General features: G+C 54.3%; 19 protein-coding genes and 1 pseudogene. 9 read left to right on the forward strand and 11 right to left on the reverse strand.

What is annotated here, in order from left to right:
- The first annotated feature begins 71 nt into the window (after positions 1–71).
- Entirely contained in the window at positions 72–602 is a 531-nt protein-coding gene (fabA, locus tag MK323_02275; GenBank protein ID MCH2480985.1) for a 3-hydroxyacyl-[acyl-carrier-protein] dehydratase FabA, read from the forward strand.
- Positions 599–1,825 (forward strand): beta-ketoacyl-ACP synthase I, encoded by a 1,227-nt coding sequence (gene fabB, locus MK323_02280; GenBank protein MCH2480986.1) that lies wholly within the window; start codon positions 599–601, stop codon positions 1,823–1,825. The genes fabA and fabB overlap by 4 nt, the downstream gene beginning before the upstream one ends.
- A 33-nt stretch (positions 1,826–1,858) precedes the next feature.
- Here fabB and ispG read toward each other — a convergent pair whose 3' ends face one another.
- Positions 1,859–3,088, reverse strand: a complete 1,230-nt coding sequence (ispG, locus tag MK323_02285; protein ID MCH2480987.1) for a flavodoxin-dependent (E)-4-hydroxy-3-methylbut-2-enyl-diphosphate synthase — start codon at positions 3,086–3,088, stop codon at positions 1,859–1,861.
- A 206-nt stretch (positions 3,089–3,294) separates the two neighbouring features.
- Here ispG and MK323_02290 point away from each other — a divergent pair, with 206 nt between their 5' ends.
- Together MK323_02290 and MK323_02295 are read left to right on the forward strand one after the other, a co-directional pair.
- A complete protein-coding gene (locus tag MK323_02290; protein ID MCH2480988.1) occupies positions 3,295–4,350 on the forward strand; it encodes a class I SAM-dependent methyltransferase in 1,056 nt (351 codons plus the stop codon).
- Positions 4,351–4,513: 163 nt separating this feature from the next.
- Positions 4,514–6,055, forward strand: a complete 1,542-nt coding sequence (locus tag MK323_02295; protein MCH2480989.1) for an acetolactate synthase large subunit — start codon at positions 4,514–4,516, stop codon at positions 6,053–6,055.
- A gap of 13 nt (positions 6,056–6,068) precedes the next feature.
- Here the strand turns inward: MK323_02295 and MK323_02300 are convergent, their stop codons facing one another.
- Genes MK323_02300 through MK323_02320 form a run of 5 tightly spaced genes read right to left on the reverse strand, consistent with a single transcriptional unit; the run spans position 6,069 to position 12,874 of the window.
- A complete protein-coding gene (locus tag MK323_02300) occupies positions 6,069–8,075 on the reverse strand; it encodes a 3-methylcrotonyl-CoA carboxylase (protein MCH2480990.1) in 2,007 nt (668 codons plus the stop codon).
- Entirely contained in the window at positions 8,075–8,863 is a 789-nt protein-coding gene (locus tag MK323_02305; GenBank protein MCH2480991.1) for an enoyl-CoA hydratase-related protein, read from the reverse strand. The genes MK323_02300 and MK323_02305 overlap by 1 nt, the downstream gene beginning before the upstream one ends.
- Before the next feature lie 5 nt (positions 8,864–8,868).
- Complete coding sequence (locus MK323_02310; GenBank protein ID MCH2480992.1) at positions 8,869–10,476, reverse strand: methylcrotonoyl-CoA carboxylase; 1,608 nt, start codon at positions 10,474–10,476, stop codon at positions 8,869–8,871.
- 26 nt (positions 10,477–10,502) lie between these two features.
- The gene (locus tag MK323_02315; GenBank protein MCH2480993.1) at positions 10,503–11,690 is read right to left on the reverse strand and encodes an acetyl-CoA C-acyltransferase; all 1,188 of its coding nucleotides are present in this window, start codon (positions 11,688–11,690) and stop codon (positions 10,503–10,505) included.
- A 17-nt stretch (positions 11,691–11,707) separates the two neighbouring features.
- Positions 11,708–12,874 carry an isovaleryl-CoA dehydrogenase gene (locus MK323_02320; protein MCH2480994.1) on the reverse strand — a complete coding sequence of 389 codons (1,167 nt, stop codon included), beginning with the start codon at positions 12,872–12,874 and terminating at the stop codon, positions 11,708–11,710.
- Positions 12,875–13,091: 217 nt separating this feature from the next.
- Here MK323_02320 and MK323_02325 point away from each other — a divergent pair, with 217 nt between their 5' ends.
- The 3 genes from MK323_02325 to MK323_02335 are packed head-to-tail and all read left to right on the forward strand — an operon-like array spanning position 13,092 to position 14,921.
- A complete protein-coding gene (locus tag MK323_02325) occupies positions 13,092–13,874 on the forward strand; it encodes an alpha/beta hydrolase (protein ID MCH2480995.1) in 783 nt (260 codons plus the stop codon).
- A gap of 19 nt (positions 13,875–13,893) precedes the next feature.
- Complete coding sequence (xpt, locus tag MK323_02330) at positions 13,894–14,499, forward strand: xanthine phosphoribosyltransferase (protein ID MCH2480996.1); 606 nt, start codon at positions 13,894–13,896, stop codon at positions 14,497–14,499.
- Positions 14,500–14,528: 29 nt separating this feature from the next.
- The gene (locus MK323_02335) at positions 14,529–14,921 is read left to right on the forward strand and encodes an MGMT family protein (protein ID MCH2480997.1); all 393 of its coding nucleotides are present in this window, start codon (positions 14,529–14,531) and stop codon (positions 14,919–14,921) included.
- A gap of 22 nt (positions 14,922–14,943) precedes the next feature.
- Here MK323_02335 and MK323_02340 read toward each other — a convergent pair whose 3' ends face one another.
- The 5 genes from MK323_02340 to MK323_02360 form a co-directional block, all read right to left on the reverse strand.
- Positions 14,944–15,825, reverse strand: a complete 882-nt coding sequence (locus MK323_02340; protein ID MCH2480998.1) for an ROK family protein — start codon at positions 15,823–15,825, stop codon at positions 14,944–14,946.
- 111 nt (positions 15,826–15,936) lie between these two features.
- Entirely contained in the window at positions 15,937–16,752 is an 816-nt protein-coding gene (gene folE2, locus MK323_02345; GenBank protein ID MCH2480999.1) for a GTP cyclohydrolase FolE2, read from the reverse strand.
- A 45-nt stretch (positions 16,753–16,797) separates the two neighbouring features.
- On the reverse strand, positions 16,798–18,684 hold the full coding sequence (gene dxs, locus MK323_02350; GenBank protein MCH2481000.1) for a 1-deoxy-D-xylulose-5-phosphate synthase: 1,887 nt from the start codon (positions 18,682–18,684) through the stop codon (positions 16,798–16,800).
- A 51-nt stretch (positions 18,685–18,735) separates the two neighbouring features.
- Positions 18,736–19,635, reverse strand: coding sequence for a polyprenyl synthetase family protein (locus tag MK323_02355; GenBank protein MCH2481001.1), 900 nt, complete (start codon positions 19,633–19,635; stop codon positions 18,736–18,738).
- Entirely contained in the window at positions 19,635–19,877 is a 243-nt protein-coding gene (locus tag MK323_02360; GenBank protein ID MCH2481002.1) for an exodeoxyribonuclease VII small subunit, read from the reverse strand. The genes MK323_02355 and MK323_02360 overlap by 1 nt, the downstream gene beginning before the upstream one ends.
- A 113-nt stretch (positions 19,878–19,990) precedes the next feature.
- Here MK323_02360 and MK323_02365 point away from each other — a divergent pair.
- A pseudogene (locus tag MK323_02365) lies at positions 19,991–20,409 on the forward strand (rubrerythrin family protein).
- A 161-nt stretch (positions 20,410–20,570) separates the two neighbouring features.
- A complete protein-coding gene (gene parE, locus MK323_02370; GenBank protein MCH2481003.1) occupies positions 20,571–22,463 on the forward strand; it encodes a DNA topoisomerase IV subunit B in 1,893 nt (630 codons plus the stop codon).
- Positions 22,464–22,465: the final 2 nt, after the last annotated feature.

Below are 22,465 nucleotides of genomic sequence, written 5' to 3' on the forward strand. Positions count from 1 at the left end.
CAACTTATCGGAGATTCCGAATCTTCTCGATATGCGGAGTGTGGTTGAGTGATTAACCAACGGGTCGACCAATGAATAGCGAGCGACAGAATTCCTATGAGCGAGCCGAGTTGCTGGCTTGCGGCCGCGGCCAGATGTTCGGTGATGGCAATGCGCAGTTGCCTTTGCCGCCGATGTTGATGTTTGATCGCATCACACATATCTCTGACAAGGGAGGTGCTTATGGCAGGGGTGAGGTGATCGCGGAACTAGACATTGAACCGCAACAGTGGTTCTTCACGTGTCACTTTAAAGGTGACCCTGTGATGCCAGGTTGTCTGGGTGTCGATGCCCTCTGGCAGCTGATGGGCTTTTTCCTCGGCTGGAAGGGGGGTCTGGGACACGGGCGCGCACTGGGGTCAGGAGAAATTCGCTTTACCGGGCAGGTGACACCGGACTGCAAATTAGTACGTTTCCAGCTGTCACTGAAAAGGGTTGTGATGAGAAAGCTTGTCATGGGTATTGCAGATGGCCAGGTCGAGGCCGACGGAAAGGTAATCTATACCGGGAAAGATCTCCGTGTTGGTTTGTTCGCCGGCCCCGAAGTCGGAGGTGAGATATGAGACGGGTGGTTGTGACGGGCATAGGTATCGTTTCGAGTATTGGAACCAGTCGCCAGGCAGTGGCAGCTGCTCTTCGACACGGCAGTTCCGGAATTGTCTACAGTGAGAAATATGAGGAGTTGGGTTTCCGGTCGAGGGTCTGCGGCAGTATTGATATTGACCTGACAGCAGAAATAGACCGAAAGGTCAAGAGATTTATGGGTGATGCCGCGGCCTACAATTATCTGGCCATGCGTGAAGCCCTGGAAGATTCGGGTCTGGACGAGGAGATGGTTTCGAATCCACGAACAGGATTGGTCGTGGGTTCTGGCGGCGGGTCACCTGAGAATGTTGTCGATGCCGTGGACTCGCTTCGGGCGAAGGGCGTAAAGCGTGTGGGTCCCTATATGGTGACGCGAACCATGGCCAGCAGTACCGCAGCGTGTTTAGGAACGGCGTTCAAGATCAAAGGTGTGTCTTACTCGATCAGTTCAGCCTGTGCAACCAGCGCCCACTGTATTGGGAATGCGGCGGAATTGATCCAACTCGACAAGCAGGACATAGTATTTGCCGGTGGTGGTGAGGAACTTCATTGGTCAACTACGGTACTTTTTGATGCCATGGGTGCCCTCTCATCAAAGTACAACGACCGCCCACAGAGTGCCTCGCGAACCTATGATGCCGACAGGGACGGCTTCGTGATTTCCGGTGGTGGCGGTGTACTGGTCATGGAAGAACTCGAACATGCAGTAAAGCGCGGGGCAAAGATCTATGCCGAGTTGGTGGGATATGGTGCAACTTCTGATGGTTTCGATATGGTACAACCCTCGGGAGAAGGTGCGATTCGTTGTATGCGTCAGGCACTAGAGGGTTTTGAAGACCCTGTTGATTATGTGAATACCCACGGAACCAGTACACCGGTTGGCGATATTCGGGAACTCAATGCTATTGCAGAAGTGTTCGGCGACCAGATTCCTCCAATCAGTGCGACAAAGTCTCTCACAGGGCATGCGCTTGGCGCAGCGGGTGTTAACGAAGCGGTTTATTCGCTGCTGATGCTCGACGGTGACTTTATAGCAGCGTCTGCCAATATTTCCACGCTCGATCCAGAGGCCGAGGGGTTTCCAATTGTGCTGACCTGCCAGGACAATGCAGGCTTGAGTGTGGTGATGTCAAACAGTTTCGGATTTGGTGGCACCAACTCGACGTTGGTATTCCGGGCAATGAACCGGGATAGCATGTAAGTATCCGAATCGGAGGAGCCGTACACGCTAGGTTCAGTTGTTTGCAAACCGGTTTTGAATGTAGTTTTCCACTCGCGCCAGGAATTGAGCGGCGATGTCGTCGCCACGGAGGGTGACTGTTTTCTCCCCGTCTTCGTAAACCGGCGCGACCGGATGTTCCCCACCCCCTGGAAGACTGATTCCGATATCGGCATGACGGCTTTCGCCAGGACCATTGACCACACAGCCCATGACGGCCACAGAGAGCGACTCTACACCGGGATACTGTAGGCGCCACAGGGGCATCTGCTGTTTTAGGTGAGATTGCACCTGATCTGCCAGGTGCTGAAAGAAGTCGCTGCCTGTCCTGCCGCATCCTGGACATGCCGTGACCTGCGGGGTAAAGGAACGAAAACCCATACTCTGTAGCAGATCTTGTGCGACGTGCACTTCGCGTGTGCGATCACCGCCCGGTTCTGGTGTCAGTGATATCCGGATGGTGTCACCGATACCTTCTTGGAGCAGGATGGACAGTGCAGCTGAAGAGGAGATGATGCCTTTATCGCCCATACCTGCTTCAGTCAGCCCTAAATGCAACGGCATGTCGCTTCGCTTGGAGAGGTCTCGGTACACTGAAATGAGATCCTGCACCCGACTGACTTTGCATGAGAGGATGATGGCATCGTGCGTCAGTCCCTCGTGGACGGCGAACTCAGCGCTTTGTACGGCAGATTCCACCAGTGCATCTCGAGTGACTTCCGCGAGCGATTTCGGGGTTGGCTGGGCAGCATTTTCGTCTAGCTGCTGTGCAAGAAGATTCTGGTCCAGTGATCCCCAATTAACGCCGATCCGGATCGGTTTTTCGTAGCGGCAGGCAATTTCGATCATTTGTCTGAACTGGCTGTCGTGACGATCACCCCGGCCCACGTTGCCGGGATTGATGCGGTACTTGGCAAGAATTTCTGCACACGGCGGGAATTTGGCCAGAAGCTTGTGACCGTTGTAGTGGAAGTCGCCCACCAGCGGTACTGTACAGCCCGCCGCATCAAGCCGTTTACGAACATCTTCAACAGCTGCTGCAGCCTGTTCGGTGTTGACCGTTATTCTGACGAGCTCCGATCCTGCTTCGGCCAGTTCAATGACCTGCTCAGCGGTCGCCGCACTGTCGGTGGTGTCGGTATTGGTCATCGACTGTACGACAATGGGTGCGTCCCCCCCGATGGGGATACCATCTACACGAACCTGCCGGGTAGTTCGGCGTACAATGCGATTGGCTTCCAGCACTTTTTCGCCTTAAGTTGGAGGACAAAATAATATTGTACCGCGCTGCCTGGCGGAATAGTGTTACAACGTCCGACCATTCAACCTGTTTATCGAAGGGGTTAAACAGCAGGAATTTGCTTCTCCCACGTAGAATCAGTCAGGTATCATCTACCCTATCAGGGGTGTAAACCTGATCGATGAAGTTTCTGGTAGCAAGGAGATTGCCGATGGAAAAAGAGAGAATCAAAGAATACGCAGGCAAGGTAATGAGCGACTTGTCCGGCGGTATGGCAGCCGGCTTGGCGTATGTAGGCGCTCAGACAGGTCTGTTTCAGACACTTTCCGGGCAAGGACCAATGACGATGGAGCACGTAGTTGAAAAAAGCGGTTTGCAGCCGCGCTATGTTGAAGAGTGGCTGAAAGGGATGGTATGTGCGGAATATCTCCAATACGACGTGGATAATGAAACGTTTGAACTGCCTGATGAGCTCGGTTTTCTTCTGGCCTCTGAAGGAACCGATCACTATATGGGGGGATTACTCCACTCATTGCCAATGATGTTGAGCGTGGCGCCCAGAGTGTCGGATGCTTTTATTAATGGCGGCGGTGTTCCGTTCGAAGATTATGGGCAGGACGGGATACTGGCTATAGACCTGATGAACCGGGGGCTTTACGAGCAGCGTTTTGTCAGCTACTGGCTGAAATCGATGCCGACGGTGTACGAAAAGCTAACCGCCGGAGGGCGGGTGCTTGACTTTGGCTGTGGTACCGGACACGCAGTACTCACGATGGCCGGCGCATTTTCTGAATCGCAGTTCATCGGCCTGGACATCGACCAAGCGTCCATCGAGCAGGCCTGCAAATATGCTCAGGGTGCAGGGCTTACCGGTAATCTTAATTTTGTTCAGGGTACGTTTGCAGATCTCGAGCCCGGTCAGCAATTTGATTTGATCACCACTTGTGACTGTATTCATGATCTGACAGAGCCTGTGGGGGTGTTGAAGAAGCTATGCGAATTGCTCAGTTCTGACGGGACACTGTTCATCATTGAACCGAAGGTCGCGGACAACCTCGAAGAGAACATTAACCCTATTGGTGCGTTGTACTACGGCATGAGTGTGTTCCACTGTATGACGCAGTCGCTGGCTGCTGGTGGCCCTGGCCTTGGAACGTGTCTTGGCCCGTCGGGAATGGAGTCGCTGGTGAAACAGGCTGGCTTTAACAGTTTTGAAGTGCTTGAACTGAAGAGTCAGATGACGTTGTTCTACGCGGTTCGTCACTGATAAAGACTCCAGGTTATTATCTGGAGCGGGTTGTTCGGGGGCTTTGTCTGGACGCTTAGTTCTTGAATCAGTCTACAAGGTAAGTTGCCTGACATAGGTTCTGAAGTGGTATGGCCTCAGATTTAAACTGTAGTGTTACACAACAAAAACGAAAGGACCCGCGATGAACGGTGCTGAAAGTCTGGTTCGAACACTGTTGGCCGGTGACGTGGACGTGTGTTTTACCAATCCAGGTACGTCAGAGATGCACTTCTGCGCTGCTTTGGACAAGATTAACGGGATGCGCTGCATTTTGTGTTTGTTCGAAGGTGTTGTGACCGGTGCGGCGGATGGTTATGGCCGAATGTCTGATAAACCCGCAGGGACGTTGCTGCACCTGGGCCCCGGGCTCGGCAACGGTCTGTCGAACCTCCACAACGCCAAAAAAGCCAGAACGCCGATTGTCAATATTGTCGGCGAACACGCGACTTACCACATAGCCTACGACGCACCGCTGACAGCCGATGTCGAAGGCATCGCACGCCCTGTCTCTGACTGGGTTAGAACCTCTGTCGATTCAAAGTCCGTTGCTTCTGATGCTGCGGAGGCAATTGCTGCTGCCCGGACATTCCCTGGAGCTATATCAACTTTGATTCTACCGGCCGACACTGCCTGGACCGACGGGGCCGGTGTAGCCGAAGTTCCTGTCCAAGCGGGTCCGGGGGCAGTCGGTGAGGCTGCTGTAGAAAACTGTGCTGCGGCCCTGTGTACTGGTGAACCCGCCATGTTGCTGCTGGGTGGGAGAGCACTGCGCGCACCAACACTCGAGATTGCGGGTCGGATTGCCGCGCACAGTAACGCAGCAATACGGTCTGAATTGATGTCAGCCAGAACCGAGCGGGGGGCGGGCCGTGTCACCGTTGAACGTATTCCCTATGTGGTCGACCAGGCGGTAAAGGTTCTGGAGGGTATCCGTCATCTGATTCTGGTCGGTGCCAAGGCGCCGGTCGCATTTTTTGCTTATCCAAACAAGCCCAGTCTGCTCATCCCACAGAACTGTGAAATCCATGTTCTGGCAACGGCCGAAGAGGATATTGCGGACGGTCTCGAGCGCCTGTGTGATTCGATCGGGGCACAGTCGACGTCGCCTAATCTAGAATTAGCAAAGCGTCCTGATCTGTCTTCCGGTGAACTGACGCTCGAGGCGCTCTGGGCGGCGGTTGGCCATTTGCTTCCCGAAGATGCAATCGTCTCCGATGAGTCGATCACATCGGGGCGTGGGCTTCATTCATTTACTCGAGGCTGTCCGCCACACGACTGGTTGGCCGGTACAGGTGGAGCGATCGGACGCGCCTTGCCGGAAGCGACCGGTGCAGCTGTGGCCTGTCCTGATCGGCCAGTGCTGTGTCTTTCCGGTGATGGCAGCGCGATGTACACGGTACAGGCGTTGTGGACGCAGGCGCGAGAAAATCTTAACGTCACAACGGTCATATTCAACAATCGATCGTATGCTGTTCTGCACGGTGAACTCAGAAATGTAGGTGCTGTGCCTGGACCGACCGCGCATGATATCTTCGATCTCGATAGACCAGATCTGGACTGGGTCGCTATGGCGGGCGGTATGGGCGTTGAAGCAGTGAGGGTAGATACGGCCGAGCAGTTCAACACAGCATTGGCCGCGGGCCTTCACAGCAGCGGGCCGATGCTGATCGAGGCCATGGTCTGAAGGAGAGTGAAATTTAATTTTCGGTCAGCGATGTATGCGCCGTATCGATCGTGGCCAGGATGTTTCCTTGTTCGACGAGCTGGTCCAGGTCCGTGTCCACGGTGCGCACCTGACCGGTCACGGGCGCTGTCAGGCTGTGCTCCATTTTCATGGCTTCCAGAACGACTACAGGATCCCCCTTGGTCACCTGATCTCCCGGTTTTACCAGGATCTGGATGACTCGGCCGGTCATTGTTGCCTGAACAGTTCCGGAATTCTGGTCAATCTGACTTGATTGGGCACTCCGAGAATCAGACACAGTGAAGAACAGGCCGTTGACACCGACGAAAAGATTCTCGCCGGACATCAACAAGGTGCCCCGCAACATCTGCCCATCGTGCACGATAAACAGGTCCTCATCTGGCGTCATCGACTCGAACACTCGACAGCAACGGCCGTCAATCTGGGTTTCAAGTGTATTGCCGCTGGCCTTTGCAATCACTTCGCAGGCAACGCCGTCCATCTCAAAGTTGAATCGCAGCTCTGGCGGCAAATTCAGCCGCCAGCCATTGGCACTGGACCAGGGGGAATCGGCGCCGCCACGCCGGTGGTGTCTTCGGCAGTATGGATCATGTCGCCACAGATAAAATGCAGCGAGCGCGGTTGCCGCACCAGTATCGGTGGGGTTGGCATGCACGAGTTCGTTGACATTACGTTCAATAAATCCGGTATCGGTGTCCGCGCACTGAACCGCCGTGCGGCTGGAAAGCTCACGCAGTAAAGGCAGATTGGTCCCCAGGCCTGCAACACTGCTGTGTCTCAGCGCGCGCGTCAGCCTTTGCCAACTTTGCCGGGGTTCACAGTCGTGAACAATGATTTTGGCGATCAAGGGATCGTAATGAATACCGATGGTATCGCCCGTTTTGACACCAATATCGACCCGTACATGCTTGTTGTTTGGCGGAAAGCGCAGCCACAACAAATCACCAACACTGGGCAGAAACTCGTTCTGGGTATCTTCGGCATACAGTCTTGCCTCCACTGAATGCCCCGAGCACTGAATCTGATTTTGTTTGCAGGGCAGAGGGTCACCTGCAGCGACCTTGAATTGCCATTCGACGAGATCGATTCCGGTGATCATCTCGGTTACCGGATGTTCGACCTGGAGACGGGTGTTCATTTCCATGAAGAAAAATTCATCACCACTGACCAGAAATTCCACAGTACCTGCACTGCAGTAACTGATCGTTTTTGCAATAGCCACAGCAGCCTCGGTTAATTGCGCGCGAAGTCGTGGTCGCAGGTTCTGGGCTGGGGCCTCTTCAATGACTTTCTGGTGCCGCCGTTGAAGAGAGCAGTCGCGCTCGAACATATGAACAATGTTGCCATGCCGATCACCGAATATTTGGACTTCGATATGGCGTGGCTGATCTAGATATCGTTCAAGCAGGAGACGGTTGTCGCCGAAAGCTGCTTTTGCTTCCCGCTGACTGGTCGGGACAAGCTCTTGGAGTTCGGTAGGTGTGCGTGCAATATGCATACCTTTGCCCCCGCCACCGGATACTGGTTTGATGATCAGCGGAAAACCCAGTGTGGTCCCAGTTGAGACAAGACCCGTGACCGACTGATCTTCACTGAGGAAGCCACTGAGTACCGGTACACCAGCCTGCTCAGCGACCTGTTTGGCTTGGGCCTTGTCGCCCATGGTTTCAATGGTGTGAACCTGGGGGCCGACGAAGGTCACGCCGGCAGTTTTACAGGCGCGGGCGAAGGCGGCATTTTCTGAAAGAAATCCATAGCCAGGATGAATCGCATCGCTGGCCGAGGACCTGGCCGCATCGAGTATACGGTCAGGGTTCAGGTAGCTCTCCGCAGCCGCTGCCGGGCCGATGCTGATCGCCTCGTCAGCCATCTCCACGTGTTGGGCACAAATGTCAGCCTCGGAATAGACGGCGACCGTCCGAAGTCCGACGCGTTTCGCAGTTCGGATGATTCGGCAGGCGATTTCGCCCCGATTGGCGACCAGAACAGTGCGTAGCATCAGGGTTTGGTGTGCCAGGGTGGGGAAGTTTTCTCAAGGAATGCGCTGATCCCGCTTCTGGCTTCTTCGGTAGTCCGAATATCTGCAATCAGCCTAGCGGTCCAGATTGCAGGGTCTTCTGCATCGGTTTTGTCACGCAGGCGTGACAGCAGTGCTTTGGCTGCAATCTGAGACCCAGGCCCACCGGCCAGAAGTTGCCTAACAACGGCGTTAGTCGACTCAGCGAGATTTGAATCTGGAACAACATCGTGGATCAGACCGATTCGGGCCGCTGTTGCTGCGTCAAATCGCTCACCCGTCAAGAAATATCGGCGCGCTGCGCGCTGGCCAATGGCGTTGACGACGAAAGGGCTGATAACAGCGGGTATCAGCCCTAACCGGACTTCCGACAGGGAGAATATGGCTCGGTCTGAAGCCAGTGCGATATCACAGGATGCAACAAGTCCGACGCCTCCGCCGAATGCAGCACCGTTAACCGCGGCGACTGTCGGTGCCGGAAAGCTGTCCAGGGTATGCAGCATGGCTGCCAGTCTGTCAGCATCTGCACGATTTTCTTCAGGGCTGTAATCCGCGGCGCGATGCATCCAGTTTAGATCGGCCCCCGCGGAAAAACTCTTTCCTTTTCCCCTCAGTACGAGCACTCTTATCTCAGCCTCGCCAGCCGCCTGTTCCAATGTGCTTGTTAACTCCATGATCAACTCATCGTCGAAAGCATTGTGTACTGCCGGACGGTTTAAAGTCAGGTGAACAACACCACTATCGTCAATTTTCGAGGTCAAGGTCTTCATGGCACTCACATACGGAAGACGCCGTAGCGGGTCTGTTCGATAGGTGCATTGAACGCAGCGGAAATCCCCAGCGCGACGACCTGACGGGTATCAACCGGGTCTATCACACCATCGTCCCACAGCCTGGCACTGGCATAAAAGGGATGTCCTTGTGTTTCGTACTGGTCGCGTATATTGTTTTTGAAGGTCGTTTCTTCATCATCAGTCCAGGACTTACCCTGATGCTGGGCATTGTCCCGGCGCACTTCCGTCAGCACGGATGCGGCTTGTTCACCGCCCATTACTGAAATCCTGCCGTTAGGCCACATCCACAGAAATCTTGGGTCGTAGGCACGACCACACATTCCATAATTACCTGCACCAAAGCTGCCGCCGATGATCACCGTAAATCGGGGTACGCGGCTACACGCAACTGCTGTAACCATCTTCGCACCATCCCGGGCAATTCCCTGGTTTTCGTAACGTCTACCTACCATGAAACCGGTAATATTCTGAAGAAACAACAACGGGATATTTCTCTGGCTGCACAACTCAATAAAATGTGTGCCTTTGAGAGCAGATTCTGAAAAAAGAACACCGTTATTCGCGACAATCCCAACGGGGTATCCGTGAATGTGGGCAAATGCGCAGACCAGCGTGGTTCCGTACCGGGCCTTGAATTCCGTAAATTCACTGGCGTCAACGATTCGACAGATAACCTCGCGAACATCGTAGGCTTTTCTGGCATCAGATGGAATCACGCCATAGAGTTCTTGCGGGTCGTAGACGGGTTCCCTGGGTTCAATACGCTCAACTGGTGTATTTGAAGGTGAGTTCAAGTTCGCAACCAGAGTACGAGTGAGTTCAAGTGCATGGTGATCGTTGTCAGCCAGATAGTCGGCGACACCGGATATACGGGTGTGTACGTCGGCACCACCAAGGTCTTCGGCAGTGACTTCCTCGCCGATTGCGGCTTTTACAAGCGGTGGCCCGCCGAGGAAAATGGTACCCTGATCACGTACGATGATCGTCTGGTCCGACATGGCAGGGACATAGGCGCCGCCAGCAGTGCATGACCCCATCACAACAGCGATCTGCGGAATACCGGCCGCAGACATATTTGCCTGATTGAAAAATATTCGACCGAAATGTTCCCGATCCGGAAACACTTCGTCCTGTTTGGGCAAAAAAGCTCCGCCCGAATCAACCAGGTAGATACAAGGCAGCCTGTTCTCTAACGCAATGGCCTGGGCGCGCAGGTGTTTTTTGACGGTAAGTGGGAAATACGTGCCACCCTTGACGGTTGCGTCATTGGCAACAACAACGCATTCCCGGCCACTGATCCTGCCAATTCCGGTGATGATGCCGGCGGCCGGTACTTTGCCACCGTACATGTCCCACGCGGCAAGCTGGGAAAGTTCAAGAAACGGTGTTGCCGGATCAACAAGTCTGCTGACCCGTTCGCGTACCGGCAATTTGCCTCGATCAAGATGTTTTTGCCGGGCGATCTGTGAGCCACCGATCGCGGCGATGGACACAGCCTGGCGAAGATCTTCAACCTTATCCCGCATGGCGCTGCGGTTGTGCTGAAAATCACTGCCATTGATCTCGACTGCACTGTTAAAGATGGCCATGGCTGCGTGTACTGGCTGACTGTCGATCAGTTCAGTCGCTCAAAGGCCATGGCAGTTGCTTCACCTCCACCGATGCACAGCGCTGCAATGCCTTTGTGCATGTCGTATCTCTGAAGCGCCGAGAGTAGGGTCACGATTATTCTTGCGCCTGATGCACCGATAGGGTGACCCAGAGCGCAGGCGCCACCGTGCCGGTTGACTCGTTGGTGATCCAGTTCAAGATCACGCATCGCCGCCATTGTGACCACTGCAAACGCCTCATTGATCTCATAGAGATCAACGTCTGCTGCTTTCCAGTTGAGCTTTTCAAGCAGTTTTCTGATCGCAAACACGGGAGCAGTTGTAAAAAGGCTGGGTTCTTGAGCGTGACTGGCATGCCCGACAATCTTGGCCAGTGGGACGTGACCACCTTTTTCGGCGGCGGATAGACGCATCAGAACCAGCGCGGCGGCACCGTCTGAAATTGAGCTTGAATTTGCGGGAGTCACAGTACCCCCTTTGCGAAATGCCGGTTTGAGGTGCGGTATTTTTTCGACGTTTCCTTTAAGCGGTTGCTCGTCAGTATCGATCAGGTGGTCGCCTGCGCGATCAGAAACGGTAACGGGAACAACTTCATTCTGGAAAGCGCCACTTTCGATGGCTTCTTTCGCCCGGGTCAGGGATTCGATCGCGAAATCGTCCTGATCTTCTCTCGAAAACGCATATCGATCAGCACAGTCTTCGGCAAACGTACCCATCAGTCGACCGGGTTCATAGGCGTCCTCGAGACCGTCCAGAAACATGTGATCAACCACATCTCCGTGACCCAACCGGTATCCGGCTCTGGCTTTTGGTAGGAGAAATGGCGCATTGCTCATGCTTTCCTGACCACCGCCGATAACTGTATCCGCACTCCCCGATGCGATCAGGTCGTTTGCAAGCATCACTGCCTTCATACCGGAACCACACATTTTGTTGACCGTGGTACAGCCGACGTCCAGCGGCAGGCCAGCACCTAGAGCAGCCTGCCGTGCCGGTGCCTGGCCCTGGCCTGCGGGCAATACACACCCCATCAGCACTTCGTCGACGGTTGCGGGACCGATACGGGATCGTTCTACAGCGGCGTCTATGGCTATGGCGCCAAGTTCCGGAGCCGTAACCGGGGCCAGTTCACCCTGAAACCCTCCGAGCGGAGTCCGTGCTGCGCCAGTAATTACGATCGGGTCTTCACTCATAAGCTCTCCGTTTTATGTCATTGTGTGTCGTCAAAAAGTTCTCTACCGATCAGCAGACGTCGGATTTCGCTGGTGCCGGCACCGATTTCGTAAAGTTTTGCGTCTCGGAGCAGTCGGCCTGTGGGATAGTCGTTGATGTAACCGTTGCCACCGAGTGCCTGGATGGATTCCAGCGCCATCCAAGTGGCTTTTTCTGCAGCATAGAGAATGGCGCCAGCTGCATCCTTTCTTGTCGTTTCTCCTCTGTCGCACGCTGCAGCGACTGTATAAACATAAGCTCGTGAGGCATTCAGGGTCGTATACATGTCTGCCAGCTTGCCTTGCATCAGCTGAAACTGGCCGATGGGTTGACCAAACTGTGTCCGTTCGTGCACGTAGGGGAGTACCACGTCCATACAGGCCTGCATGATTCCTAGGGGACCGCCCGAAAGCACAACGCGCTCGTAGTCAAGGCCGCTCATCAGCACCTGAACGCCGGCATTCAGTTCACCCAGCAGGTTTTCTTCCGGCACTGCACAGTCTTTAAATGTCAGCTCACTGGTGTTGGAACCGCGCATGCCGAGTTTGTCGAGTTTTTTCCCGGTGGAAAATCCGGTGAACGTTTTTTCTATCAGAAATGCGCTGATTCCTCTAGAGCCGGCTTTGGGCTCTGTTTTGGCATAGATGACTAGCACATCGGCATCGGGCCCGTTGGTAATCCACATTTTGTTGCCGTTGAGCAGATAACCGTCGTCAACTCGGTCAGCGTGAAGCTGCATGCTGACAACGTCTGAACCACTGCCGGATTCACTCATAGCCAATGCACCGATGTGCTCGCCACTGATCAGCTTTGGGAGGTATGTTTGTTTCTGCTTGTCAGTCCCGTTACGGCGGATCTGGTTAACACAAAGATTCGAGTGAGCTCCATAGGACAAAGCGACAGCCGCTGACGCACGGCTGATTTCCTCCATGGCCACGGTGTGCTGCAGGTAGCCCATCCCGGCACCGCCAAAGGCTTCCTCTACAGTGATGCCGAGCAGACCCAAGGCGCCCATTTTTTCCCATAATTCCCGGGGGAAGTGGTTATTGCTGTCAATTTCCGATGCCTGGGGCGCGATCTCGGCACGGGCAAATTCACGGATTGAATCACGCAGCATATCGGTCGTTTCCCCGAGAGCAAAATTGAGTACAGATGCGGATTCCATGGGTTGTTTCCAGTGGCCAAAACCGGTGTTGTACGGCGCTGTTGTCGTACAAGGCGGATTGTAGATTGACGTTTACGTAAACGTCAATCATTTTGAGCTGCCCCGCCTCGATCGGCCGTTGCTTGTCAGGTGGTTACAGAAGGTGTGAAACTGCGGGTTTGTACGATCAAACCTACTGCACAGCGGCAGGTGACAGGTTCTGTGCTGACTCCATGTGATGGCTAAAACCGAATTTATACTGAATGCAGCCGCGGAGAAGCTCGCTTATGTGTTTGAGCCCGGGCGGGCACCCTGTGTCGTATTCCTGAGCGGTTACCGCTCAGATATGTCCGGCACCAAAGCACAGTATCTTGCTGATCTTTGCCGGGCGCAGGGATATGCGATGCTGCGATTTGATTATTCTGGGCACGGGCTCTCCAGTGGCCAATTTGAAAACGGCAGTATCAGCGCATGGACCCACGACACCCTGACAGTGATCAAGGCCGCCGTCGATGGGCCACTGATCCTGATCGGTTCCAGCATGGGTGGCTGGATCATGCTGCATGTCGCCCTCGCGCTGGGGCCGCAGGTCAGTGGCATGATCGGCATTGCCGCCGCCCCTGATTTCACCCGCGACCTGATGTGGCGGGACTTTACTGCCGAGCAGCGAGATACACTGAACCGTGACGGTGTCGTCCTGCTTGATTCAGAGTATGACCCTGACGGCTATCCGGTAACCAAAGCGTTTATCGAAGACGGAGAAAGAAACTTGGTGCTGGAAAATTCCATAGACATCAACTGTCCCGTGCGTCTGATCCAGGGGATGCTGGACACGGAGGTACCCTGGGAAACTGCTATTCGATTGAGTCAAGCACTGATTACGTCCAATGTTCGTGTATGCCTGGTGAAGAACGGTGATCATCGTCTATCAGACGATGTCCAGCTTCAGCTGCTGGGCAGCACGCTAGAAGATGTACTCGAGAACCTGAATCAGTGTGCAGACCTGGGAATACGCCAGTGACGTGTTACGATCTCCCACGATGCCGTACAGAGTCGGTGGAGTTAAGGATATGCAGGAACTGATCGACAAGGTTATCAACGAAGGTGTTCACGTGGGTGGCGGGATTGTCAAGCTGGATAGTTTTCTAAACCACCAGGTCGAGCCTGGACTCACTTTGCGTATGGCAGTAGAACTCTGCTCACGGTTCCAGTCGTGTGGCGTGGGTCTGGTGACTAAAGTCGTCACGGCGGAAGTCAGTGGTATTCCTGTCGCGCTGGGTGTGGCATCAACATTTGGTGCGGATTTGATTTATGCCCGGAAAAGTCGTTCTGCTCTGATGACAGGCACTTATTATGTCGCCGAGGCAATCAGCCGAACCCAAGGCACCCACACAGACCTCATGGTAGATCGCCGTTTTCTAGGGCCGGATGACTGTGTGCTGATTATTGATGATTTTCTGGCTACAGGATCGACGCTCAGTGCACTCGTTCGTCTCGTGTGTGAAAGCCAGGCCGATCTTGCCGGTATCGGTTGTGTGATCGAAAAACCCGCTGAAGGTGGCCGAGAAGTGTTGTCGGATGTCGATGCACCCATCCTGACGTTGGCGACCATCGAGTTTGTGGGTGACCACATGAAGGTGTACTGACAGGGCGGTTAAACGCGGGCTTGACCAGCATGCGCAGCGCTACAGAATCTCCATCAGCACGCCATCGGGTGATTTACGAGGTTGTGAAGACGATCCCAGCGGGTGTTGTTGCGACCTATGGTCAGGTTGCTGCCATCGTGGGGTGTAGCCCAAGACTTGTCGGCTATGCTCTGGCGTCGCTGCCGGCTGGGTTGGATGTGCCCTGGCAGCGGGTAATCAACAGCCAAGGAAAGATCAGTGTCCGCAGCGATGGTGCACCGGATCCGCGTCAGCGCCAGGCATTAATCCGTGAGGGTATTGTGTTTGACCGTAAAGGGACAGTGAATCTTAAGAGGTTTGGATGGAACGGTCCGGATTGGGACTGGCTCTACGAGAGGGGTCTGCAGCCACCCCCATGGCGTGACTCTGTGGCGCGGGGCTGATTCCACCAGAGGTTCAGCCAGATTACGCAGGCCAGAGTAGGGCGGCACCGCGGACACCGCCGCTGTCTCCATGGCTATTCGACACGATCGGTGTACGGAAGTCTTCGTTGAATACATAAGGTGCGGTGCGCTGGCGCCCCTCGATGTACAGGTGTTCGATATTGGAAAGGCCGCCCCCAAGAACGACCAGATCGGGGTCCAGAATATTGATCACCGTTGCCAGGGCCCGACCAAATCGATCTAAGAACACATCCAGTGCTTCCCTGGCTGTACGGTCGTGTACGGATCGTGCGGCTACCGTGGCGGCGTCCACGCCGGTGTCGCCGCCCTGTCTGACATACTCAGCCACCAGGCCCGGCCCAGAGAGAAACGTTTCCACACAGCCGTGATTGCCGCAATAACATTGCGGACCATCGACTTCAAGTACATTGTGGCCCCACTCACCGGCAATGTGATGCAGACCTTTGATCAGAGTTCTGTTGATGACAATACCCGCACCCACCCCGGTGCCTAGAATGATTCCGAAAACACTGCCAGCATTCTTGCCGGCACCATCGATGGCTTCAGCAAGGGCAAAACAGTTGGCATCATTTTCCAGGCGAACCGGCCTGTCGAGAAGGGTTTCCAGATCGCGAGCGACTGGTCGACCATTCATACAGACTGTATTGGAATTCTTCAGGCACCCGTTTAGTTGTGACACTGCGCCGGGTGTGCAGACACCAACTGTGCATTGACGCCCGGCCATATGCTCAAGTTCTGCAACCATCGATCCGATGGTGTTTAGGATGGCCTCGTAGCCTTCGGTCTGGGGGGTAGGGTAGCGACGACGGATGATTTCTTCACCGCCCGGGCCGAGTATGACACCCTCGGTCTTGGTTCCGCCCAGATCAATCCCTATACGCACACGTAGACTGACCCGATCAGCTGGGGTTATTTGCGGGGGTTACCTTACGCCGGAGAAACATCACTCAGCCAGCCCATCGGGAATTTGACCAAAAATTCCGCCAGGTGTTGTTCAGTCCGAATGTTCGCAGTGGATCTGCGCGTAAGCGGAATGATTGTGGATCGATTCGAAATTTTCGGCTTCAACTGTATAGCCGCTGATTCTTTTGTCCTGATTAAGCTGACCGGCGATATCGCGAACAAGGTCTTCAACGAACTTTGGATTGTCGTACGCTTTTTCGGTGACATATTTTTCGTCAGGTCGTTTGAGTAGACCATACAATTCACAACTCGCCTGTGCTTCAACGGTTTCGATCAACTCCTCGATCCAGATAAACGCACTAGAGCGGACGCTCACGGTGACGTGAGAACGCTGGTTGTGGGCTCCATAGTTAGAAATCTCCTTGGAGCAGGGGCACAGGCTGGTCACGGGTACGACAACACGAATTTCCGTGATGACCTTAGCCTGATTGATCTCACCGGTCAGTGTCACCTGGTAATCGAGCAAACTCTCAACCCGCGTTACCGGAGCTTTCTTTTGCAGAAAAAACGGAAAACTCATCTCGATATGCCCGGTGTGGGCATCCAAGTGCTCGGTCATCTCGTGCAGCATGGCCCGGAAAGACCGAACAGTGGTTTCCCGCTCATGCTCGTTTAGGATCTCGATGAAACGGGACATGTGCGTGCCCTTGAAATTATGGGGCAGCTCAACAAACATGTTGAAGTTGGCAACGGTGTGTTGTTCCCAGCCACTGCGATCTTTGACGATAATTGGATGACGGACATCTTTCACCCCGACTTTGTCAATGGTCAGATTCCGGTTATCCGGGCTCCCTTGAACATCCGCAATCGTTGAGTCGACGATGGGTTCGGGTAGGGGTTTGTTCATAAGAAAAGCACTTCGTGAGTTAGAGCGCACAACGTACGCGTAAGTCTAAGCAGATTCAAGAATAGGGGCAAGCTGGGATTGCACTGCTTGCTTGATTGCCCGGAGTATCCCGGCAGAATCAAGGCCACAGTCGGCGAGCATATCGTTTGGCGAACCGTGTTCGACATGGTGATCAGGCAGGCCCAGACTCAGCATCGGTATGGTGAATTGCTTGCTGCGTAAGATTTCCGCGACGCCTGAGCCCGCACCGCCAAGCACAGTATTCTCTTCAATGGTGATCAACATGTCGTGGCTCCTGGCTACGTCCAGAATAAGAGATTCATCTAACGGTTTCACAAAACGCATATTAACTACGGTTGCATCGAGAGAATCTGCCGCCTCCAGTGCGGGTAAGACCATAGTGCCGAAGGCAAGTATTGCGATTCTCTTTCCGGTCCTTATGGTTTGTGCACAGCCAAGCGGCAGTTGATTCATGATCTTGTTTTCGGGCTTGCCCGGACCAGCGCCGCGGGGATAGCGCACGGCTGCAGGACCCTGATGGCGGTAGGCGGTATACAGCATGTCTCGGCACTCAGCTTCGTCGGCCGGCGCCATTACAACCATATTGGGTAGACAGCGAAGAAAAGTGAGGTCGAAAGCGCCCTGATGGGTTGGCCCATCTGCACCGACAATGCCGGCACGGTCTATGGCCAACGTGACATCCAATCCCTGAACGCTGACATCATGTATCAACTGATCGTACGCTCGCTGTAAGAAGGTTGAATAGATGGCGACGACTGGTTTCAGACCTCCGCAGGCGGCACCTGCCGCAAATGTCATTGCGTGCTGTTCTGCAATGCCGACATCAAAGTAGCGTTCGGGAAATTTCTCAGAAAATCTCACTAGCCCCGAACCTTCACGCATGGCAGGTGTAATTCCGATGAGTTTTTCATCTTTTTCGGCCATGTCACACAGCCAATCACCAAAAACGTGACTGTAGGTTCGACTGCCGCTTTTCTTTTCGACTTTGCCCGTGGACGGATCGAACGGGCCGACACCATGAAAGACGCTGGGATCTCCTTCAGCCGGTTCGTAACCACGCCCTTTCTGGGTCACTACATGCAGAAAACGCGGGCCGCGCATGGACTTGAGGTTCTTCAGAGTGGAGATCAGGGTGTGTGTGTCGTGCCCGTTGATCGGGCCGATATAGTAGAACCCAAGTTCTTCGAAAAGCGTACTCGGCATGACCATGCCTTTCATGTGCTCTTCCCAGCGCTTTGCCAGTGCCTGTATGGGCGGTATGGTGCCCAGGACAGTTTTACTGCCTTCCCTGACCGTGGTATAGGCTTTCCCTGATAGGATTCTGGCAAGATAGTTGGATATGGCGCCCACGTTACGTGAGATCGACATTTCGTTGTCATTCAGGACGACAAGAATGTCATTGTCATTGGCACCGGCATTGTTCAGGGCTTCCATCGCAAGGCCGGCGGTCAGTCCACCGTCTCCAATGATGGCAACGACTTCTCGCTGCTGGTTTTCGAGCCTTGATGCCACAGCCATGCCAAGTGCAGCGCTGATCGACGTGCTGGAATGGCCAGCGCCAAAAACGTCATATTCGCTTTCAGTGCGGCTCAGAAATCCTGAAAGTCCAGAGCGCTGGCGGATTGTATGGAGCCGATCTTTCCGGCCCGTCAATATTTTGTGTGGATACGCCTGATGGCCGATATCCCAGACCAGGCGATCATGGGGTGTGTCAAACACATAATGCAGCGCCAGGGTGAGTTCAACTGCACCCAGACCGGGCGCCAGGTGCCCGCCGGTGGCCGAGATTGTGTTGATCAGGTAGTCGCGGATCTCCTGGGCCAGTTGGGGCAGCTGTGCTTGCTCGAGTTGCCGCAGATCAGATGGAGAATCTATGCGGCCCAGAAGGTTCTTTTGTGATGCTTTACTCATATGGGAAACCGAATTATCGCTGACATTGGGTCTGGGTTCGGGTTAGCGGTGTCAGTGCGTTCTGTAGATAGTAAATGCAGCGAGTTCCCTGAGCAAACCGGTGTTTATCGATAAGCAATCCAGTGACCTGATCGCACGTTCGTGCAGGTCCCGTGCAAACTCGCGCGCGTTCTGTTCCCCGAGTTCACTGAGGTACGTGGATTTATCAGAGTTGCGGTCGGAACCGCTGTCTTTGCCGAGAATGTCTGTACTGACGGTACCGTCGAGTACATCATCAATGATCTGGTAGGCCAGGCCAATTGCATCGGCAAATTTATCCAATTGATCTAATGTCATTTTATCGGCTGAACCGGTCAGCGCACCTAGAGCAACCGATGCCCGTATCAGACTGCCGGTTTTAAGCGCGTGCATTGTCGCCAATGATTCCATTCTGATGTCACCGCATGATTCTGCCAGATCCATTGCCTGGCCGCCGGCGAGGCCTCGTGCCCCCACTGCGCTGGCAAGTATCTGACACATCTCAAGGCGCCGCGCTGCGTCAACGGTTAGGGCGCTGTCGGATGTGAGCAGCTCAAAAGCCAATGTCTGTAAGGCATCACCTGCCAGAATTGCTGTTGCCTCATCAAAGGCTTTGTGGCACGTGGGTTGTCCGCGCCGTAGATCGTCATCGTCCATTGCAGGTAGATCATCGTGAATCAGTGAGAAAGCGTGCACCAGTTCGACCGCACACGCTGGAACATCCAGAGCGCTGTCCGCCGCACCGGTACATCTGCCAGCGGCATAAACCAATGCCGCCCGGAAACGTTTGCCTACAGCCAGCGTACTGTAGCGCATGGCACTGTGCAGCAGACCTGGCTGATTTGCTGTTGCGGGCAGTATTCGATCCAGATGATCAACGACACGTTCTCGCCATACCGTCCAGAGGGGATCAAGAAAGTCTTTGCCGGCCACTAGTCTTGTGGCTCGAAGGGTTCGGTTTGTAGCTCGCCGTTTTTCTCAATCAGCGTCTGTACCTTCTGTTCCGCAGCATCCAGGCTGGATCTGCAGATCTGAGCCAATGCCATACCTCGCTCAAAATCTTTCAGGGAAGCCTCCAGCGACTGATCACCTTCCTCCATCCTCACAACAATGGTTTCAAGTTCCTTTAGGGATTTCTCGAAATCCCCAATTCTCGACTTGGCTTGTCTGGCCATAGTAAGTTGCCTCGTTGACCTTGATTGAAGCCCCGATTTTGACTCAGGGTCACGTACAGACTATTTTATCGCAGGCTGAATTTCTTCAACAATTCGGTTATAGAGGCGCTAACATGGCATTCAAGGGGAGTCAAACAGAACAGCATCTCAAAGGTGCGTTCGCGGGAGACTCGCAGGCAAACCGGCGTTATCTGTATGTCGCAGCGAAGGCCGACGTCGAGGGGTATAACGATGTTGCGGCTGTGTTCAGGTCAACTGCGGAAGGGGAAACTGGCCACGCCCACGGTCATCTGGAGTATCTGGAGCAAACGGGTGACCCTGCTACGGGTACCCTATTGGTGCGACCAGCCAGAACCTGCAGGCAGCCATAGCGGGTGAAACCCATGAATATACAGACATGTATCCAGGGATGTCGAAAACCGCAAGAGAAGTAGGTTTTGATGAGATTGCAGACTGGTTTGAAACTTTGGCCAAAGCCGAACGGTCGCACGCCAACCGGTTCCAGAAGGCTCTCGATAATCTTGATGGCTGACTACAGATCGGTCAGAATTATTCGCATACAAGGCCGGTTGTAACTGGTCCTTTTTTCTAAATCCGGCACAAGAAGGGGCCAAACACCCGTACAGAATCAGGGTCTGCGGGAGTCGTGTATTATTCGCGCCGCCCCCACCAGCAACTTCAAATATAGACTCGATGACCGCCAGCTACGACGCAAGTGCAATTGAAGTTCTGACAGGTCTGCAACCGGTCAGAAAGCGACCGGGGATGTATACGGAGACCGAGCGACCAGATCATCTGGCGCAGGAAGTGATCGACAACAGTGTCGACGAGGCAATTGCTGGTTACGCTCGCCGTATTGAGGTTACGTTACACAAAGATCAGTCAATGACGGTAACAGACGACGGTCGCGGTATGCCCGTAGATAAGCACAAGGGCGAGAAAATCAGCGGTGTTGAGGTGATTCTCACCCGGCTTCACGCAGGGGGTAAGTTCTCCGACAAAAGCTACAGTTATGCCGGTGGTCTGCATGGTGTTGGCGTGTCCGTTGTGAATGCGCTGTCATCCAGACTGGAGGTCTGGGTCAAGCGCAGCGGTAAGGAATACCACATGGCGTTTCGTGATGGTGTGGCACTGGGTCGACTCAAGTCGACTGGCAAGGTCGGTGCCCGGAATACAGGTACGCGGCTTCGGTTCTGGCCAGACCCTGAATATTTTGACAGCCCTGGCTTCTCGGTCAGTCGACTTAAAAGGCTGTTGAGAGCAAAGGCAGTCCTGAGTCCTGGACTGCGTATAGAGTTCAGGGACGAGAGTAATTCAAAGAACAGCGAAAGCTGGGAATACGAGGATGGGCTGGAAGATTATCTGTTGAGTGAAATCGGGGATTTTGAGATTGTTCCGGCGGCCCCGTTTGTGGGACATGTCAAGACCGGAGAACAGGAAGTTGACTGGGTGGTGTCCTGGCTGGCTAATGGGGGCGACCCGGTCGCAGAAAGCTATGTCAATCTTATCCCGACGGCCCAGGGCGGCTCGCACGTGAGCGGATTTCGCGGTGGGTTGACCGATGCGGTCAGAGAATTCTGTGAATTCAGGGAACTGTTGCCACGAGGCATCAAACTGGCGCCGGAAGATGTCTGGAACAGCTGTTGTTTTGTGTTATCTGTGAGAATGAAGGATCCGCAGTTCAGCGGCCAGACCAAAGAACGGTTGTCCTCGCGCGATGCCGGAATCTTCGTCAGCGCCATGTCTCGCGATGCTTTCAGCTTGTGGCTGAACCAGCATACTACAGAGGCGGAGCAGATCGCGAGTCTGGCCATTGAAAACGCGCAGCATCGGCTCAAGGCCGGTCGTCAGGTAGCACGAAAGAAAGTCGCAACCGGACCGGCGCTGCCCGGAAAACTGGCAGACTGCGCCAGTCAGGACCTTGAACAGACCGAACTGTTTCTGGTGGAAGGAGATTCAGCTGGAGGATCGGCAAAGCAAGCCAGGGACAAGGATTTTCAGGCTATCATGCCGCTGCGCGGCAAGATATTGAACACCTGGGAGGTCGATTCGGCGGAGGTGCTGGGGTCGCAGGAGGTGCACGATATCGCGATTGCGCTGGGGGTTGATCCGGGTTCTTCAGACTTTTCAGGTCTGCGGTATGGCAAGGTCTGTATTCTTGCTGATGCCGATTCCGATGGTGCGCACATCGCAACATTGCTCTGCGCCCTATTTGTGCGTCACTTCAGGGCGTTGGTTGAAGCCGGTCGAGTCTGCGTCGCAATGCCGCCTCTGTTTCGAGTGGATGTCGGCAAGCACGTTTTCTACGCGTTGGATGAAAAAGAACGGCGCAATATTCTTAGTCACATTGAAAAAGAGAAGCTTCGCGGTACAGTGAATGTGCAACGATTTAAGGGATTAGGAGAGATGAATCCGGCACAACTGCGCGAAACGACAATGAATCCTGCAACACGCCGGCTTATTCAACTGAAATTTGATCGCCACACCAAGGCGGAAGAGACACTGGATCTACTGCTCGCGCGCAAGCGCTCAGGTGACCGCAAGATCTGGCTGGGTCAAAAGGGCGACCAGGCGGACATCGACTAGCT

The organism is Gammaproteobacteria bacterium (assembly GCA_022450155.1).
Lineage (GTDB): Bacteria > Pseudomonadota > Gammaproteobacteria > Arenicellales > UBA868 > REDSEA-S09-B13.